This window comes from Streptomyces sp. ISL-1, assembly GCF_018614585.1.
Lineage (GTDB): Bacteria > Actinomycetota > Actinomycetes > Streptomycetales > Streptomycetaceae > Streptomyces > Streptomyces maoxianensis.
The window spans coordinates 65,053-82,721 of record NZ_JAGGOI010000048.1 but is presented as its reverse complement, the minus strand read 5'-3'; the positions used below and the strand labels follow the sequence as shown (position 1 = coordinate 82,721).

Below are 17,669 nucleotides of genomic sequence, written 5' to 3'. Positions count from 1 at the left end.
CCCTGCGGGGACGACCCTGCACGACCCCTCCCCGGCCGGACGTGACAACTCGTCCCCGTTAGCGCGCACCGGGCCGCGACAAGCCAGCACTCCCGGGGACTCGACCGGGCTCGACTCCTCGGGGCCGGTGCTGCCGCCGATGCCCTGCGGGGACGACCCTGCACGACCCCTCCCCGGCCGGACGTGACAACTCGTCCCCGTTAGCGCGCACCGGGCCGCGACAAGCCGGCAATCCTGCGGGCTCGACCGGGCTCGACTCCTCGAGGCCGGTGCAGGCCCCCCGGCGGACCTGGTCCCCGCTGCCCGCACTGGGCAGCAGCAAGCCGGCACTCGTGGCTCCTCGACTCTTCGGAGTCGGTGGCTGCCGCCGATGCCCTGCGGGGACGACCATGCACGGCCCCTCCCCGGACGGACGCGGCAACCCGTCCCCGTTGCCCGCACCGGGCGGCGACGAGCCGGCACTCCCAGGGGCCCGGGGGCTCACCCCTCCAGTTTCGGGAAGGGGCGGGGTGGGGGACTGGACCACCGTTCACATTCAGTCCATCCGTAACGGCCGAGTCCAGTCTCCCCAAGGTTCACTCAACTCCCCTAATCTTCCGTCGACTTGAAACGACCGACGTGAAGGCAGGGGACCATGGGGAAGCTCACACGCGCCGCCGTGACGACGACAGTCGCGGCCGGGCTGCTCGCCACCGCACTCGCTCCGGCGGAGGCGGCCACGGCCCAGGTGGCGGACCCGGGGCAGTTGCCCTACTCCTCCGCCACCTGGGTGGGCGTCCACAACGCCTACGAGAAGGCGAAGTACTCGTACTTCGCCGACGCGCTCGACTCCGGCGCCGGGATGCTCGAACTCGACGTCTGGACCAATGTGTTCGGCCGGTCGTGGCGCGTCTCGCACAACAACCCTCTCGGCAACAACAACAACTGCGAGAACGCGGCGAACGCCGCCGAACTGCGCACCAAGTCCAGAAACCAGGACCTCGGCGGCTGCCTCGCGGACATGAAAGCGTGGCACGACGCCCACCCCGGCCATCGTCCGATTCTGATCAAGATCGAGATGAAGGACGGCTTCCAGAACAACAACGGCCGCGGCCCCGCCGCGCTCGACGCGCTGCTCTCCGCCCGACTCGGCGACGCCCTGTTCCGACCGGCCGACCTGGCCGGGGCTCACCCTGAACTCGACACGGCGGTACGCACGAACGGCTGGCCCGCCCGGTCCGCCCTCGCCGGCAAGTTCGTCATCGAGCTGATCCCCGGGACGGTCGAGGAGGGCAACCCCGCCGACACCCTGTGGACCGACCGCGAGTACGCCACGCACCTGCGCAATCTCGCGGCTGCGGGCAAGCTCCGGGACGCGGCCGCCTTCCCGGCCGTCCACGGCGCGGGTGCCGGCGACCCCCGTACCCGGTACGCCGACGCCGACATCCGCCCCTGGTTCGTCCTCTTCGACGGGAACGCCGGTACGTACGCGGGCGGCACCGTCGACACCGGCTGGTACGACCGGAACCACTACCTCGTCGTCATGACGGACGCTCACAATGTGGCGCCCGCGATCGACGGCACGAACCCGACCGAGACGCAGGCCCGGGACCGGGTCGCGCTGCTGGCGGGGCGCCACGCGAGCGTGGTGTCGGCCGACTGGTATCCGCTGCCGTCGGTGCTGGCGACGGTGGTGCAGCGGGGCGGCGGCCAGTAACGGACGTAACGCTTGTCACAGAGGGGTCGGCCTGGGGGGTGCCACGGAACACCACGCGATGGTTTACCGTTCATCTATACGTGGGTGCGGATGGGACAGTGTCCCCGGGCCTCACCTTTTGCCCACAGGGAAGATCGTTCGGCTGAAGCCCTGTGGAGCGTTTCGCCGAGAGGCGACCGCCATTCGCGCCCACCTCTTGCTGCCCCGGCCGGAACCCCCCGTCCGGTCGGGGCTCTTCTTCCGAGGCGTCTGGATGCGCTGCCGCGCCGGGCCGGCCGGGCACGCCGCCCACGTGCCGTATTACCGTCGGAGTATGACAACTGTCGCGTCCGGCACGGGAGCAGGGCCGCTGCTGCGCGGCTGGCGCGAGCGGCGCCGGATCAGTCAGCTGGAGCTGGCTCTGCGCGCCGACTCCTCGGCCCGCCACATCAGCTTCATCGAGACAGGACGCTCCCGCCCGAGCGAGGAGATGATCCTGCGCCTCGCGGAGCACCTCGATGTCCCCGTACGGGAGCGCAACGCCCTGCTGCTGGCGGCCGGTTACGCGCCCCGGTATGCCGAAACCTCCCTCGCCGACCCGGCGATGGGGCCGCTGCGCGAGGGCATGGAGCGGCTCTTGCAGGGCTACGAGCCGTATCCGGCGATCGTCGTCGACGGCACCTACACCGTGGTGGCGGCGAACCGCGGTATCGCGACGCTCCTCGAAGGCCTGCCGGAGCATCTGCTCACGCCACCGCTGAACGCCATGCGGATCACGCTCCACCCGGAGGGGCTGTCCCCGCGGATCCGCAATCTGCGGGAGTGGCGCGGCCATCTGCTGGCCCAGATGGAACGCCAGATCGCGCTGGCCCGCTCCGAGCCGCTGCGCGAGCTGTACGACGAGGTCGCCGCGTATCCCCTTCCGGAGAGCCCGGAGAGCCCGGAGAGCCCGGAGAGCCCGGAGACCGGCGCCGGGCCCGAGGACCGTGAGCACCCCCCATATTTCGCGCTTCCGCTTCAGATCGAGCACGACGGCCGGGTGTTGTCCTTCGTGTCGTCCATCTCGACCTTCAACACCCCGATGGATGTCACCGTCGCCGAGCTGGCCATCGAGACGTTCCTCCCGGCCGACCCGGCGACGGCCAAGTATCTGCAGTCGCTCACCCCGTAGCTGCTGCGCGCAGCGCGGACCACTGCAGGACGGCGAAACCGGCGACGGTCAGCGCCTGCAACGGGATCCAGACAGTGCCGGCGGTCGTCGGCTCGAACCAGAGCGCGAGCGCGGCGACGCTGAGGACGGCCCACAGCAGATTCGCCTCGACGACGAGCTTCACGGGCAGCTGCGGCGGCTGCCGGCGGGAGGCGAGAAAGCCGACTCCGGCCCCGAACAGCGCGAGAAATACGCCCAGTTCGACCAGGACGGCGGCATCGACCCCGAGGAGCCGCCCGAGAGGGCCGGATGCCGCGACGTACGCCAGTGCGTTGACGCACGTGACGAGGGCGTCGAGAGCGAGGAACCTGCGCAGCATCGTCCGCGGCTCGTTGGTGCGGGAGATGCCGGGGAGCAGAGTTTCGGACATGGCGAATCAGCCTCCATCGAGGTCGGACGGGCCTGGTCGGGGACCCGGAACCCGGACGGAGTGCGCCGCCCGAGATCCGGTACCGCAAGGGTGCCGAGCGGGGCGCGGGGCGTCGATTACCCACGAGGTAATGGACCGGAGGACGGGGCGCTCAAGGGTGGGCGGAGGCGAGCCGCGCTCCTAGCAGGCGTACGCCGCACGGGCAACGGTCCGCGCACCGCCGTCCGCGGCTCGCGCTATGGGTCGCGTCACCATTCCGCGGGAGAGGGGCCGGTTCCTACTGTGACCGGCACATCGGTACGCCTGCGGGAGGTCTCGGATGCGGTTGCGCAAACACTCCAAGCCGGCGGGCATGAGCACTGTCCTCGCTCTGCTCGCGGCCCTGCTCTGGTTCGTCCCCACGCCCGCGGCGCATGCGGCCGTAACCCTGGAGAAGGTGGGCAGCTTCGGCGCCAATCCGGGCGGCCTGAACATGTACGTCTACCGGCCGGCCGCTCTGCCCGCGCATCCCGCGGTCGTGGTCGCCCTGCACGGCTGCACCCAGAGCGCCCAGGTGTACGCCGACAACTCCGGACTGACGACGCTCGCCGACCGGCACGGGTTTGTGCTGGTGCTCGCCGAGACGACATCGGCGAACAACCTCAACAGTTGCTTCAACTGGTTCCAGACGACGGACAACCGGCGCGGGCAGGGCGAGGCCGCGTCGATCCGGCAGATGGTCGCCCATGCGGAGAGTGCGTACGGGGCCGATGCGGCGCGTACGTACGTCACCGGGCTCTCGGCCGGAGGCGGTATGACCGCGGTCATGCTCGCCGCCTACCCCGACGTCTTCGAGGCGGGCGCGGTTGTCGCCGGCCTGCCGTACGACTGCACCAAGGACACAGGGGCGTTCACCTGCATGAACCCGGGCGTGGACCGTACGCCGGCGGTGTGGGCGCAGCGGGTCCGCGACGCCTATCCGGGGTACGCCGGGCCGTGGCCCCGGGTGGCGGTCTGGCACGGTGACAATGACCCGACGGTCGCCCCGAAGAACGCGGATGAGCTGCGGGACCAATGGACCGCCGTGCATGGGGTGGATCAGAATCCGGACCGCACATCCACGATCGGGCCCAACCAGACGCGCCGGGAGCAGTATCTGGGGACCGACGGCAGGATCCTCGTCGAGGTCGACCGGGTGCCCGCCATCGGCCACGGCACGCCGGTGGACCCGGGCAGCGGGCCGCAGCAGTGCGGGCAGACCGGCACGGCGAACTTCATCGACTCGATCTGCTCCAGCTACTGGATCAGCGAGTTCTTCGGCCTGAGCGGCTCCGCGCCGGATCCCGGCGGCCTGCCGGCCCCGGCCGGACTCGCCGCGACGGGAGCCACCGACACCTCGATCACCTTGAGATGGAACGCGGTTGAGGGTGCGGCGGGCTACGCGGTGTACCGGGACGGGGCGCGTGTCGCCACTCCGGCGGGCTCGCCCTTCACGGACACGGGGCTGAACCCGGGCACGGGCCACGACTACAGCGTGGCCGCCCGCGACGCGACAGGGGCGGAAGGCGCACGCTCCGGCCCGGTCACGGCTGCCACCACCGGCTCCGTGGCAGCCTGCTGGACGACCGACAACTACCACCAGGTGGCGGCCGGTCAGGCCACCACGGACGGCAGCTACGCGTACGCCAAGGGGTCCGCGCAGAACATGGGTCTCTACAACACCTTCGTCACCCACACGCTGAAGGAATCCCCGGCCGGCTACTACGTCGTCGCCGACGGCAACTGCCCCTGACCCCACGGCCGGTACACCACGGTCCGTACACCACCAGGAGGTTTCCCGTGCGCTTCGCCCTTCCGTACGCGGCCGCGCTGCTGCTCGCCGTCACCGCCGCACCTGCCGTCGCCGGGCCCCAGCCGGAAACGGCGGCCCACTGTGCCCGGATCGCGCGGCTGCACGTGCCCGGCGCCGAGCACCAAGAGGTGTCCTGTCTGGGCGAGTTGACGACGGCGGGGACGGTCGCCTCCGGCCATACCGATCAGGCCGACTGGGCCGGACTGACCCCGGCGGGACTGGCCACGCCCAGCGGCGTGCCCGGCATCCAGATCGACGGCTATTTCTCCGACACCTCGAAGGGCAATGCCAACCACGGCTGGAGCCATGACTCGCAGTTCGTCGTCCGGCTGCCCGACCGCTGGAACGGCGGGCTGGTCGTGGCGGGCTCCCCCGGCGTGCGCGAGCAGTACGCCAACGACCGCGCCATCGGCGACTGGGTCCTCTCCCGCGGCTACGCGTTCGCCGCCACCGACAAGGGCAACACGGGCGCGGGCTTCTACCGCGACGGCGCCGCACCGGGAGCGGCGATCGCCGAATGGAACGACCGGGTCACGCAGTTGACCAGGGCCGCCCGCAAGGTCGTCGCCCAGCGCTACCACCGCCCGCCGTCCCGCACACTCGCCACCGGCATGTCCAACGGCGGCTATCTGGTGCGCTGGCAGCTGGAGAACCACCCCGAGCTGTACGACGGCGGCGTCGACTGGGAGGGGACACTCTGGCGGGCGAGCGGACCGCATCTGCTGACGTTCCTGCCGCCCGCGCTGCGCCACTATCCGGTGTACGCCGCCGGCGGTCCGGGCGCGGACCAGGCGCACAGGGCCATGGTCGCCGCCGGGTATCCGGCAGGGTCGGAGTTCTTGTGGCCCTTCCACCATCAGTACTACTGGGACCTGACCCAGCGCATCTACCGGGAGGAGCTGGACCCGGGCTACGACGGGCAGACCGAGGCGGGGACTCCGTTCTGCGCACCCGGCACGCCCGCCTGCGACGCGGATTACGACTACGCGTCCCGCCCACCCGACGTGCGCCGTGCCGTCGCTTCGATCGCGCTGACCGGCCGGATCGGCAAACCGCTGATCACCCTGCACGGCACCCTCGATGTGCTGCTGCCCATCGGCCGTGACTCCGATGTGTACGCGACGATGGTGCGCGACGCCGGGCGCGGCGGGCTCTTGCGCTACTACCGCGTCGAAGGCGGCACGCACGTCGACTCGCTCTACGACGTCTTTCCGGACAGGCTGCGGCCGTTGACCCCCTGTCACCGCTCGGCGTTCACCGCCCTGGAGGCATGGATCGGACACGGCAGGCAGCCGGTGCCCAGCCGCACGCTGGCCCGCCCGGAACCGGCCGATCAAGGCACGCTGCTCACCGACTGTCCGCTCGGCGGTCCGCCCGCCCGCACAATGGCCGGATCCTGAGCAATCCCGCACCCGCCCGGCCCCGAATACCTGTCGTGCGGCGGCGCGCCGGTGGGCGGCGCGCCGGACCCGGCTGCTGGGGGCGCAGGTGCGAGCGACCGTACGGGTACGAGTACTGGCGACGGACGGGCCACAGGTGTGGATCGCCGTGAGCGGCCGACTGACCGGGTCCACGGCTCCGATGCTCAAGCAGGCGCTGCGGCTGCGTGAGACAGATGGCTTCACCGTGCTCTTCGTGGATGTCAGCACCCTCGCCGACGACTGGGAGCTGACTCCGGATGAGATACGGGACGTGTTTCCGTGCGGTCCGCGCGGCAAGACGCTGACGTTCCACATCATCGGCCCGGCCGACGGCCTCCGGTGGGAGCCGGGCCACGATCCACGGTTCGTCCTCCATACGGGCGCCGCCTCGGCGTGGCAGGCGTGGGTGAGCGGCCCTTCGACGCTGGGAGTGGCCACGGCGGCGGTGCGGTGGCCACTCACCGGCTTCCATCTGCCGGCGTTGGGCGCGAGGGGCGGCCCGACTCCCGGGTGAGGGGTACCCGTGCGATGGCGGCGGGGTCAGGGGGCGCCGTCGTCGGATGTCGCGCGGTGTTCGTCGGATGCCGGTCCGCCGGACTCCGTATCTGGAACGGCGGTGTGGGACGGGTCCTCCGCATCCGTGGAGCGGGCGGCTTCGGCGCGGAGCATGGCGTTGAGCGCTGCGAGAGGGTCGATGGGCATGGCTGTGCACCTCGCGGTGTGAAGTGGCTGATGGCTGCGGACGGCTGACGGTGGTTGTCAGCAGCGCAGGACCACACAGCGCACGGCGCGCGGCAGGTGGGCGATTTCCGTCGGCCGGCTCCGCCCGGGGCGGTACGGGACGGGCTCGGCCGTCGCCGTACGCGCATGGATGTCCGGCGCGACGTACCGGGCCGCGGGACGGGCACGGCCCGGGCCCGAGGGGGACATCTCGGTGTCGGTCTCCTCCGGCCGGTCGCCACCCCCCGGGTCGGGCGGCGACCAGGCGGGCGCCCGGGTCGTGGCGCCCCCGGCCGCCGTGACGCCGGAGCCGTCGGACGTGCCCAGAAGAGTCACCAGCACCAGCACGACGACCGCCACGATCCGGCGCGTGGCGGCGAGAGGCTGGGAGTGGAGCTGGTTCATGGCGACGCGACCTCCTGGATGCGTCAATTGCCCAGGAAGTGCCCCGCCGCGCCCAAGTAGGGCCGAGATCCGCCCTACCGGGGGACACCCATTACGCCGAATTCACCGCCGTGTGCGGAGTGATCACGGTGACGCCGGTGCCCGGGGCGCTGCCCAGGGCAGCGAGCGCCTCGGGCACGTCGTCCAGGCCGATCGATGTCGTCACCAACAGGTCGGGGCGCAGGGCGCCGGAGGCGACCATGGCCATCATCTCCGGGTAGGCATGCGCCGCCATGCCGTGGCTGCCGAGGATCTCCAGTTCCAGCGCGACGAGCCGGTCCATCGGCAGCTGTACGCCCTGGGGCAGCAGGCCGACCTGTACATGGCGGCCCTGGCGGCGCAGGCTCTGGACGGAGTTGACGCAGGTCACCGGGGCGCCAAGGGCGTCCAGCGAGAGATGCGCGCCGCCGCCGCTCGCCTCGCGGACCGCATCGGCGACGTCTGTGGTCGGCGCGGAGGCGTCCACGCATACCTGGGCGCCCAATGTCCGGGCCAGTTCCAGCGCGCCCGGAGAGACGTCGACCGCGACGACCCTGGCCCCGCTCGCGGCGGCGATCATCACCGCGGACAGGCCCACGCCGCCGCATCCGTGCACGGCGACCCACTCCCCCGGCCGCGCCCGGCCCTGCCCCACAACCGCCCGGAAGGCGGTCGCGAACCGGCAGCCCAGGCTCGCGGCCGTGGCGAACGACATCGAATCGGGCAGGGCCACCAGATTGGTGTCGGCGTGGTGGACGGGGACGTACTCGGCGAAGGATCCCCAGTGGGTGAAGCCGGGCTGCTCCTGGCGCTCGCACACCTGCTGGGCGCCGCGCGCGCACGCGGCGCACCGGCCGCAGGCACAGATGAACGGCACCGTGACCCGGTCCCCGGGGAGCCAATTGGCGACGTCGTCGCCCACGGACTCGATCACTCCGGACAGTTCATGGCCGGGGACGTGCGGGAGGGTGATGTCGGTGTCGTGCCCCATCCAGCCGTGCCAGTCACTGCGGCACAGCCCCGTCGCCTCGACCCTGATCACAGCGCCGGTGCGGGACGGCACGGGCTGGGGCACCTCGCGTACGGCGAGCGGCTTGCCGAACTCCTCGAACACGACAGCACGCAACGGGCCACTCCTTCGTCCGGCGGATCCTGCCTGGGCTCAGCTGCCTCAACGTATCCGGAAGGAAGGGTTCTACGGCAGCCCCTGACCTGTGCCTTCCGGCCTGGCCGCCGCCGGCGGCCCGATCGGCACCTGCGGCCCCTGGCACTCGCGCAGCCAGCGCCGCAGCACCCGGTGCACCCGCTCGGCGCCGACCAGTTCCGCGCCGGCCGCACCCGGCGCACCCGGTGCACTCGCCGAGAGAGGGGACGACAGGTCGAGCGGCGACAACAGGAAGGGCTGGGACTGTTCGCCGCCGAGCCCGCCGTGCGAGCCGATCTGCTCCTCGAAGGCGTGCACATTGCCCGTCGCGGGGTCGTATTTCGAGTTGACCATGATGTCGGCGACGTGCGGGAAGCCGTCGGTACGGCGTACGGCATCGGCCGCGCCCGGGCCGAAGGCCGCCAGCGTCCCGTCGACGGACAGCCCGCCGTGGACCAGGCCGTCGTCGGCCGGCTCGGCCAGGGGCACCTCCGCGCCGCCCGGGCCGAGCACCAGCGAGCCGTGCTCCTCGCTGCCCACCAGCAGGAAGCCGATGCCCGGGTGGTTGGCGAGCGTACTCAGCAGCGCCGGGTGGCGGCGCTCGATCTGTTCGCGGCTGAGGCGCTCGGTCGCGTCGGGGAAGGAGATCAGCCCGAGGTTCCCGGAGGCGAGCACGATCGGCTCGGAACCCGGTTCCGGATGCTCGTCCGCACCGTCCGCCAGCCGCCGGTGCAGCGCGCTCCGCAGAGCGTCGCCCGCCGTGTCGCGGGCCTCCGCGCCGCTCTTGGAACGTCTCGCCCGGCGCGAGACGGGCAGCCCGCAACCCGCGCGCACGAGGTCCTTGAGGGTCAGTCCGTACACCCCCTCGAAGGTCTCCCCCGGGCTCTGTCCGTGGTCGGACAGCAGCACGATCCGGTAGCCGCGGGGCGCGTGTTCGGCGACCTTGGCGATCAGCGCGATCGAACGGTCGAGGCGTTCGAGCACCTGCGACGCGTCCCGGCTGTGCGGCCCCGAGTGGTGCGCCACCTCGTCGTACGCGACGAGGTCGGCGTATATGGCGGTGCGCCCGACGAGCATGTCCCCCACCACCGCGGCGACCACCACATCCCGCTCGATGACGGTCGCGAACGCCCGGATGAAGGGGTAGAGGCCGCCCCGACCGACCCGCGGCCGGTCGCCGCGCAGCCGCGCCCGCGTCGACTGGCCGATCTCGCGGGCGACTTCGGCGACGAAGGACAGCGCAGTGCGGACCGCGTTGGCGGGGTCGGAGAAGTACGCGAAGTAGCCCGCCCTGGAGCGGTTGGCCCGGCCGCGCCTGGCTGCCATGGACAGCACCAGCGCGAGCTGGTCGGCGCCGCCGCTGAAGAGATTGCCGCGGCTGGCGCCGTCGACGGTGAGCAGCCCGCCGTCGCCGGTGCGCTCGATGGCGCGGCGCTGGAGTTCGGCGGCGCTCGCGGGCCGGTTTGTGACCATCACCCGCCCGCTGTCCTTCTCGTACCAGCGGAAGGCCGGGACGTCGTGGTTGGAGCCGTGCAGGATGCCCAGCTGGCTGGCGCCGGTCTGGCTGGACCAGTCGGTGCGCCACCGCGTGAGGCGGTGGGTCGTGCCGATCCAGCCGGCGACGGTGGGCATCACACCGTCCTCGGCCGCGCGTCGCAGAACCTCGTGCCCGACCCCGTCGAGCTGCAAAAAGACCGTGCCGGGCAGTCCCGCACCGCTCCCATCCTCACCACGTCGCCGTCTGCGGCGGTCGGCGAGCCGGGAGAGCCTGCGCCGGTAGGCGTCGTCGTCGCGCACAGCGAGCGCGGTGGAGGTCGCGGAGGCGACGGCGGACATCACGGCGGCGACCACGACAGCGGTGTCCGGGTCGACCGTGCCGCGCCCGTCGGGGATCAGCCAGAGCGCGAGCAGCAGCAGCGAGCCGTTGAGGAAGAACACCAACAGGCCGAGCACCAGGGCGGGTACGAGCAGCAGGGCCCGTACGACGACCGGCCAGACCAGCGCGGTCAGCAGACCGAAGGCGCCGGCGCCCCAGGCGGCGGTGACAGCGGTCCTGGTGATGCTTTCGCCGTCCTCGGACTGCAACTGGAAGTCGGGCAGCAACCCGGCGAGCGCCAGCATCGTCAGCGTGGACACCGCCCACACGACGATCACGCGCAACAGGGCTCTGCCGGCCGTACGCCATCGCCCTTCGCTCACGCCGTCTTCACCTCACCCCGGGGTCAGGTCTCCAAGCCTGGCACAGGGGCGGGCGCGATCCGGTGGCGCTCGGGCGGCACATTCAGCAGCCGTCGTAGCCGGCCGTCGGCATGGAGAGTCTGCGATGCACACTGGCTTTCATCGCGGCGTCGTAGGCCGGCTCGTCCAGGCCCGCGATCTCCAGCGGCACGCCTTGGCGCTCACACTCCGCGACAAAGCCCCGCACGGACGTCAACGCCCGCGCGAGCACGCGTTCGTTGGGCGCGACGAACATGTCCACCTGGCCGGCCACGACATCGGTCCACAGCGCGCAGTGATCGGGCCGCAGCCCGTACAGGAGAAGCTCCCTGGTGACGACGAATCCCTTGTCGGCGGCGGCCCAGTGGGCGCACATCGCGTGCTGCCTGCGGGTGTCCACCAGAAACGGGTCGCGGTCGAGTTCCTCGAGGGGCGTCAGGCTGGCGATCGCCGCCACTCGTAAGCCGCCCATGGACATCCCCCGTACGCTCGCCGTCGCCGCCGACCCTACTCCGCCTCTACGCTCGTACGAGTACGAGTACGAGTACGAGTACGCGGAGACGGGACGGGACGGGACGGGCGGAATCGGCGAGCGGGAACGAGGAGGCACTGCGTGCCGGTGGAGGTCACCTGGTGGGGTCATGCCACCTGCACGGTCGAGGACTCCGGTATCCGGGTGCTGACCGATCCGCTGTTCGTGCGCCGGCTCGCACATCTGCGCAGGCGGCGCGGTGAACTGCCGCCGCCCGAGGCCGCGACGGCCGAGGCCGTCCTGGTCTCCCATCTGCACGCCGACCATCTGCATCTGCCGTCGCTGGCCCGGCTCGCGCCCGGCACCCTTGTGGTGGTGCCGAGCGGTGCGGGGCGCTCGGTGCCCGGCCTGCGGCGGCTCGCCCGCTCCGCCGGACTGCGGGTCACCGAAGTGGCGCCGGGCGACGAGGTGCGCATCGAGGACCTGGTGGTGCGGGCCGTGCCGGCGCTGCACGACGGGCGGCGGCTGCCGTTCGGGCCGCACCGCTCGCCCGCGCTCGGCTATGTGATCAGCGGTGAGTCGCGTACGTACTTCGCCGGGGACACCGGGCTCTTCGACTCGATGACCGACGAAGTCGGCCCGGTGGATGTGGCGCTGCTGCCGGTCGGCGGCTGGGGGCCCTGTCTCGGGCGCGGGCATCTGGACCCGGACCGGGCGGCGCAGGCCGTGGCCTCACTCGCGCCGGGCGCCGCTGTGCCGGTGCACTACGGCACGTACTGGCCGATCGGGATGGACGGGATCCGGCCGCACGAGTTCTACGCCCCGGGCGAGGAGTTCGCACGCAAGGCGGCGCGGCTGGCTCCGCGGGTGGCGGTGCACCGGCCCGCCCACGGCGAGCGGGTCAGACCGGCGGCCGCCCGGTGAGCTCGAAGCTGTCGGGTGTCATCGGGCAGTTGTCGGAGATCCTGGGTGGGCTGCCGCCGGAGGAGACGCAGCAGGCCGTCGGCTACCCATCCCTGTTTCTGCTGGTGGCGCTGGGATCGCTGGTGCCGGTGGTGCCGACAGGGGCGGTGGTGAGTTCGGCGGCGGTGGTGGCCTTTCACCAGACGGCTCCGGCGGCGCTGTTGTTCGTCTTTCTGGTGTCGGCGTTCGCCGCGTTCCTGGGGGATGTGACGCTGTACTGGCTCGGGCAGCGCGGGACCCGGTCCAAGAACGGCTCCCGGTGGCTGGCCGCGCTGCGCGACCGCGCCTCGCCCGAGCGGATCGAGCAGGCTCGGCGCAAGCTCGACGAGCACGGCGTGACCGTGCTGGTGGTGTCCCGGCTGGTGCCGGCCGGGCGGATACCGGTGATGCTGGCCTGTCTGCTCGCCAGGATGCCGCTGCGCGGGTTCGTCCGCGGTGACGTCCCGGCGTGCCTCGCGTGGGCCGCGACGTATCAGCTGATCGGGATTGTGGGCGGCGCGCTGTTCGACGAGCCGTGGAAGGGCGTGGTGGTGGCGGTGGCGCTGACGTTGGCGATCAGCGGGGCTCCGGCGCTGTGGCGCAAGGTGCGGCGATCACCCGGCCAGCAGGCGTGAGCCGCCGACCGGCAGGTCCCACAGCTGCCCGCGCGGGCGGCCGGTGCGCTCCCAGGCGGCCAGCACCCGGGTGATGGGCTCGAGGACCGGCTCTGCGGAGAGCACGAACGTCGCCCAGTGCATCGGGGCCATGTTGCGCGCTCCGAGGTCCTCGAAGGCGAGCACCGCCTCCTCCGGATCGGTGTGCACATCGCTGAGCCACCAGCGCGGGTCGTACGCGCCGATCGGCAGCAGCGCCACGTCTATGCCGGGGTGGCGGCGGCCGATCTCCTTGAACCAGTGGCCGTAGCCGGTGTCGCCCGCGAAGTACACGCACTGACCGAGCGGGTCGGTGAGCACCCAGCCGCCCCACAGCGAGCGGCAGGTGTCGATGAGGGTGCGTTTGGACCAGTGGTGGGCCGGTACGAAGTCGAAGCGGACGCCGGCCAGCTCCGCGCCCTCCCACCAGTCGAGTTCGGTCACCCGGGTGAAGCGGCGGCGCCGGAACCAGCGGCCGAGCCCGGCCGGGGCGAACACCGGCGTGTGGCGCGGAAGTCTTTTGAGGGTGGGGGCGTCCAGATGGTCGAAGTGGTTGTGGCTGATGACCACCGCGTCGACGGGCGGCAGGTCCTCCCAGCGCACCCCGACGGGTGTGATCCTTGCCGGAGTGCCGAGGATCCGGCGTGACCAGACGGGGTCGGTGAGGACGGTGAGCCCGCCGACGCGCAGCACCCAACTGGCGTGTCCGGCCCAGGTGACGGCGAGGGTCGTGGTGTCCACGGCGGGCAGCGGCCCCGGAGCGAAGGGCAGCAGCGCAATGTCCCTCAGCCCGTCGGGGCCGGGGCGCACCGCGCCCTCCCTGGCCAGGCGGGCCATGGCCCGTACGCCGGGGAGCGGAGCGGTCAGCCGGTCGGCGAAGGATCCCGGCCAGCGGCGGATCTCGCCGAGGGGGCGGGGGCGTGAGCCGGGCCGTACGCCGCCCGGTGTGCTTGCCGGCTGTCCCGACTGCTCCGTCCGCTCCGTCTGTTCCGTCATCCGGGGCTCCGTTCAACGCAGTTCGTCGAAGGCCTTTCCAAGAATGCTCAACGCCCCCGCCACATGCGGCAATTCCAGAGGTGCCGGTGAGGTGAGTGATTCCAGCCGCTGCTCGGGAGTAGCTCCCAGCAGCGGTCCGGTGGCCAGCCGCACCCGCAGTGCGCCCAGTTCGTCGCCGAACCGGTGTCCGCCGGGCACGGACGTCCCGAGACGATGGGTCAGATACTCCTCCAGCTCCATGGAGTCGGTGACGCCCCGGTCGGCGAGACGGGCGCGCAGCGGCCCGAGGTCCGCGTACAGATGGCGGCCGGCCTGCGGCGGGCGGGCCACCGCGCCGCAGACGAGCACCGCGTGGTGCACCGCGGCCGCCACGCGCGCGTGCAGCGCGGCCGCCTGCTCCGCCCTGTCGGTGACCGGGCCAGGCTCGTCGAGCGCGTGCGCGGCGGCCGCGGCGATCGGTTCCGCCACCACCGCGCCGAGTGCGGTGAGAATGTCGAGCGTCCTGGCCCGCCGCGCGGCGCCCTCCTCGGTGGGCGGGAACCTGGCGATGGCCACCGGCCAGGAGTCGGGCGTGAGCCCGCCCGCCAGATCGCTGATGACCGTTACATCGCCCGGGCACATCTCGGCGGGACTGAGCAGCACCGTCTCGTGCGGCCGGTGGACGGTGTCCCGCCAGGTCTCGTCGCTGATGATGTGCAGCCCCTCGCCCACCGCGGCCTCGCACGCCTCGCGCAAGGTCTCGGGCGGGGCGACGGTGGCGGTGGGGTCGTCGGCGACGGAGAGCAGCAGAAGACGGGGCCTGCCGCCCTCGGCGCGCACCCGGCGTACGGTCTCGAGCAGCGCGTACGGATCGGGCACGCCGCCGCACTCCGCCGGGGTCGGCACATGGTAGGCGGGCCGGCCGAGCAGCCGGGCCTGCGGAGTCCACCAGGCGGGGCACGGACGGGGCATCAGCACATCCCCGCCGTACGCGCCGATCAGCGCGAACAGCAGGGGCTGCGCGCCGGACGCCACCGCCACCTCCTCGGCGTGGGAGCGCAGCCCGCGCCGCCACCAGTAGCCGCACGCCGCCTCGCGCAGCTCGGGGCCACCGCCGGGCGGCTCGCCGACGGCCCGGTCCGACGCTGCCGCGAGCACCGCGGCGAGCTCGGGCAGCACGGGCAGTCCGGACTCGGGTGCGTGCGGTCCGTATCGGACGGGGCCGAGGCCCTCCGGAACCGTCCGCTGCATGCCGTCACCTCCGCTGCTCTCATCCCGGAACCACGCCCGGCCCACGAGCCCTTTATACGGAGGTTTGCGCAAGCCCGCCGGGCGGGAGCGTCGGACGGGCGGGCGCCGGACCACCGTGACCGGGTGACGCAGGCGCGTAGTTGTCCATGTCGACGACCATGCCCGCGGTCCTGGGCGCGTGGCATGCGCCGGGCGATGACTTTCGCCGACCTGGCTCACGGTGTGGCCGAATGGGTCACCTTCCGCTTGGCCACGCCGTCCGCGGGGTACCCGCGACCCATGTCCGACGCTCACGCACAGAACGCACAGGCCACGCCGCAGCTCCTTACCCGGATCTCGACACTCCTCCACCGCTGGGACCGTCAGCTGCTGCACAACGTCGCCGCCCAGCACTGGCCGGGGGCGGAGCCGGTGCTGCCCCGGCTGAGCCACAGCGCCAACCATGGGCTGCTCTGGTTCGGTACGGCCGCGGGAATAGCGGCGTTGGGGCGGGAGCCACGCTCACGCCGGGCCGCCGCCCGTGGTGTGGCCTCGCTCGCCCTCGCTTCCACCGTCATCAACACCGTCGGCAAGCGCTCCGTGCGCAGGGCACGGCCGGTGCTCGAAGCGGTGCCGGTGATACGGCGGCTGAAGCGGCAGCCGTTCACCACGTCGTTCCCGTCCGGGCACGCCGCGTCGGCGGCGGCCTTCGCGACCGGCGTCGCGCTGGAGTCGAAGGGCTGGGGCGCGGTCGTCGCGCCCGTGGCCGCCGCCGTCGCCCTCTCGCGCGTCTACACGGGCGCGCACTACCCGAGCGATGTGCTGGTGGGCGCGGCGCTGGGCGTGGGTGCGGCCTTCGCGGTACGGGGCGCGGTGCCGACCAGGTCGCAGCTGCCCGCGCCGGGCAGGCCGCACGCCGACGCACCCGCGCTGCCCGGCGGCGAAGGGCTGGTGGTCGTGGTCAACCGGCAGGCGGGCTCGGCGGGTTCGGCGGCTCTCGTACGCGAGAAGATGCCGCTCGCCGAGGTCGTGGAGTGCGCGCCCGAAGGGCTGACGGCGGAGCTGGAGAAGGCGGTGGGCCGCTGCCAGGCGCTGGGGATTCTGGGCGGTGACGGCACGATCAACAGTGCGGCGAGCGTCGCGGCCGCGCACGGACTGCCACTGGCCGTCTTTCCCGGCGGCACGTTCAACCACTTCACGTACGACCTGGGTATCGAGTCGGTCGACGACACCTGCCGGGCCGTCGAGGGCGGCGAGGCGGTCCGGGTGGATCTGGGGCGCTTTCGGCCGGGCCCGGACTGCGGCGAAAGCGGCGGCGAAGACCGCGACGCGACCCGTCACTTCCTCAACACCTTCAGCCTGGGCGTCTATCCGGAGCTGGTGCGTATCCGCGAACACTGGTCACCGCGAATCGGCGGCTGGGCCGCCGGGGTGCTCGCGGCGGCGATTGTGCTGCGCGGCGAGCACCCGCTGGAGGCCGAGGTCCAGGGCCGGCGACGCCCGATGTGGCTGCTGTTCGCCGGGAACGGCATCTACCAGCGGGTGGGGCCGACGCCCGGCCGCCGTCAGGATCTGTCGGACGGCCTGCTCGATGTCCGGGTGGTGCACGCCGGCCGCCTGCCGGGGCTGCGGCTGCTGGCCGCCGCGCTGGCAGGTCCGCTGAGCCGTTCGCCTGTGCATGCGGCGCAGAAGCTGCGGCAGTTGCGGATCGGCGGACTCGCGCCGGGCACTTTGCTGGCGTACGACGGTGAAGTCATGGCCGCCCCCCGGGAGTTGGTGGTGGACAAGGAGGTCCAGGCACTCACGGTCTACCGCCCGCAGGCCCTGCTCTGAGCGCTCGTGGGCCGCCGCGGGATCCCGCGGAAAACCCGATCGACGGGCTCAGGCTGCTTCGCGCACCATGAGCGCATGCAGATACGCCGCGCGCAGACCCATGACTCAGCAGGCATCGCAGCGGTCCACGTACGGTCCTGGCAGGCGGCGTTCTCCGGTCTCGTACCGCGGGAGCACCTCGACGCGCTCGACCCCGCCCGGGAGGCATTGGTCTGGGCGGGCCGGCTCACCGAGCCCCGCAGGCCGGACGCGGGGGTGCTGGTCGCCGAGACCGGGCAGGGGGTCGTCGCGTTCGCGGGTTACGCACCGGCCCGCGCCCCGGGCACAGCGGAGATCGGCACGCTCTACGTCCTGCCCGAGCTCTGGGGCACGGGGGTCGGCAGCCGTCTGCTGGCGGCCGTCGTGGACGAGCTCACCGAGGCGGGCCGCACGCGCGCGCTGCTGTGGGTGCTGGAGGCCAATGACCGCGCCCGGCGGTTCTACGAGGCCGCGGGCTGGCGTGCCGACGGTGCGGTCGAGGTGGACACGACCAGCGGCCTCCCACTGATCAAAC

At 72.4% G+C, this 17,669-nt stretch carries 16 protein-coding genes and 1 pseudogene; 9 read left to right on the top strand and 8 right to left on the bottom strand.

The features are described from left to right. The first annotated feature begins 634 nt into the window (after window positions 1-634). Window positions 635-1,696, top strand: a complete 1,062-nt coding sequence (locus J7E87_RS30080) for a phosphatidylinositol-specific phospholipase C domain-containing protein (RefSeq protein ID WP_215097758.1) — start codon at window positions 635-637, stop codon at window positions 1,694-1,696. Window positions 1,697-2,009: 313 nt separating this feature from the next. Next, window positions 2,010-2,846, top strand: coding sequence for a helix-turn-helix domain-containing protein (locus J7E87_RS30075; protein WP_215097757.1), 837 nt, complete (start codon window positions 2,010-2,012; stop codon window positions 2,844-2,846). Here the strand turns inward: J7E87_RS30075 and J7E87_RS30070 are convergent. Then, window positions 2,836-3,255: a hypothetical protein gene (locus J7E87_RS30070; RefSeq protein WP_215097756.1), complete on the bottom strand. Its 420-nt coding sequence runs from the start codon at window positions 3,253-3,255 to the stop codon at window positions 2,836-2,838. The genes J7E87_RS30075 and J7E87_RS30070 overlap by 11 nt on opposite strands. A 352-nt stretch (window positions 3,256-3,607) precedes the next feature. On the opposite strand from J7E87_RS30070, the gene J7E87_RS30065 reads away from it, so the two are divergent. The 3 genes from J7E87_RS30065 (at window position 3,608) to J7E87_RS30055 (ending at window position 7,021) form a co-directional block, all read left to right on the top strand. Next, on the top strand, window positions 3,608-5,026 hold the full coding sequence (locus J7E87_RS30065) for a PHB depolymerase family esterase (RefSeq protein ID WP_215097755.1): 1,419 nt from the start codon (window positions 3,608-3,610) through the stop codon (window positions 5,024-5,026). Between the two features lie 47 nt (window positions 5,027-5,073). Then, window positions 5,074-6,486, top strand: a complete 1,413-nt coding sequence (locus J7E87_RS30060; RefSeq protein WP_308313127.1) for a 3-hydroxybutyrate oligomer hydrolase family protein — start codon at window positions 5,074-5,076, stop codon at window positions 6,484-6,486. A 148-nt stretch (window positions 6,487-6,634) separates the two neighbouring features. Then, window positions 6,635-7,021 (top strand): hypothetical protein, encoded by a 387-nt coding sequence (locus tag J7E87_RS30055; protein WP_215097754.1) that lies wholly within the window; start codon window positions 6,635-6,637, stop codon window positions 7,019-7,021. Between the two features lie 26 nt (window positions 7,022-7,047). Here the strand turns inward: J7E87_RS30055 and J7E87_RS30050 are convergent, their stop codons facing one another. The 5 genes from J7E87_RS30050 to J7E87_RS30030 all read right to left on the bottom strand — a co-directional run bounded on the left by J7E87_RS30050 (window position 7,048) and on the right by J7E87_RS30030 (window position 11,483). After that, the gene (locus J7E87_RS30050) at window positions 7,048-7,209 is read right to left on the bottom strand and encodes a hypothetical protein (protein ID WP_215097753.1); all 162 of its coding nucleotides are present in this window, start codon (window positions 7,207-7,209) and stop codon (window positions 7,048-7,050) included. A gap of 57 nt (window positions 7,210-7,266) precedes the next feature. Then, window positions 7,267-7,632: a hypothetical protein gene (locus J7E87_RS30045; RefSeq protein ID WP_215097752.1), complete on the bottom strand. Its 366-nt coding sequence runs from the start codon at window positions 7,630-7,632 to the stop codon at window positions 7,267-7,269. Between the two features lie 91 nt (window positions 7,633-7,723). After that, the gene (locus J7E87_RS30040) at window positions 7,724-8,776 is read right to left on the bottom strand and encodes a zinc-dependent alcohol dehydrogenase family protein (protein WP_215097751.1); all 1,053 of its coding nucleotides are present in this window, start codon (window positions 8,774-8,776) and stop codon (window positions 7,724-7,726) included. A gap of 69 nt (window positions 8,777-8,845) precedes the next feature. After that, a complete protein-coding gene (locus J7E87_RS30035; protein WP_215097750.1) occupies window positions 8,846-10,993 on the bottom strand; it encodes a phage holin family protein in 2,148 nt (715 codons plus the stop codon). 82 nt (window positions 10,994-11,075) lie between these two features. Further along, the gene (locus tag J7E87_RS30030; protein ID WP_215097749.1) at window positions 11,076-11,483 is read right to left on the bottom strand and encodes a hypothetical protein; all 408 of its coding nucleotides are present in this window, start codon (window positions 11,481-11,483) and stop codon (window positions 11,076-11,078) included. 141 nt (window positions 11,484-11,624) lie between these two features. On the opposite strand from J7E87_RS30030, the gene J7E87_RS30025 reads away from it, so the two are divergent. Both J7E87_RS30025 and J7E87_RS30020 read left to right on the top strand, forming a co-directional pair. Continuing rightward, window positions 11,625-12,407, top strand: a complete 783-nt coding sequence (locus J7E87_RS30025) for an MBL fold metallo-hydrolase (protein ID WP_215097748.1) — start codon at window positions 11,625-11,627, stop codon at window positions 12,405-12,407. Beyond that, entirely contained in the window at window positions 12,404-13,060 is a 657-nt protein-coding gene (locus tag J7E87_RS30020; protein ID WP_215097747.1) for a DedA family protein, read from the top strand. The genes J7E87_RS30025 and J7E87_RS30020 overlap by 4 nt, the downstream gene beginning before the upstream one ends. Here J7E87_RS30020 and J7E87_RS30015 read toward each other — a convergent pair. Further along, window positions 13,040-14,074 carry an MBL fold metallo-hydrolase gene (locus tag J7E87_RS30015; RefSeq protein ID WP_215097746.1) on the bottom strand — a complete coding sequence of 345 codons (1,035 nt, stop codon included), beginning with the start codon at window positions 14,072-14,074 and terminating at the stop codon, window positions 13,040-13,042. The two genes, J7E87_RS30020 and J7E87_RS30015, sit on opposite strands and share 21 nt — an antisense overlap. A gap of 12 nt (window positions 14,075-14,086) precedes the next feature. After that, window positions 14,087-15,304, bottom strand: a complete 1,218-nt coding sequence (locus J7E87_RS30010) for an aminotransferase class I/II-fold pyridoxal phosphate-dependent enzyme (protein WP_215097745.1) — start codon at window positions 15,302-15,304, stop codon at window positions 14,087-14,089. 279 nt (window positions 15,305-15,583) lie between these two features. Between J7E87_RS30010 and J7E87_RS30005 the strand changes: the two genes are divergently transcribed. Both J7E87_RS30005 and J7E87_RS30000 read left to right on the top strand, forming a co-directional pair. Then, on the top strand, window positions 15,584-17,116 hold the full coding sequence (locus tag J7E87_RS30005; RefSeq protein ID WP_215097744.1) for a bifunctional phosphatase PAP2/diacylglycerol kinase family protein: 1,533 nt from the start codon (window positions 15,584-15,586) through the stop codon (window positions 17,114-17,116). Between the two features lie 75 nt (window positions 17,117-17,191). Beyond that, window positions 17,192-17,623, top strand: a pseudogene (locus J7E87_RS30000) (N-acetyltransferase family protein); the annotation flags it as partial. Between the last annotated feature and the right edge of the window lie 46 nt (window positions 17,624-17,669).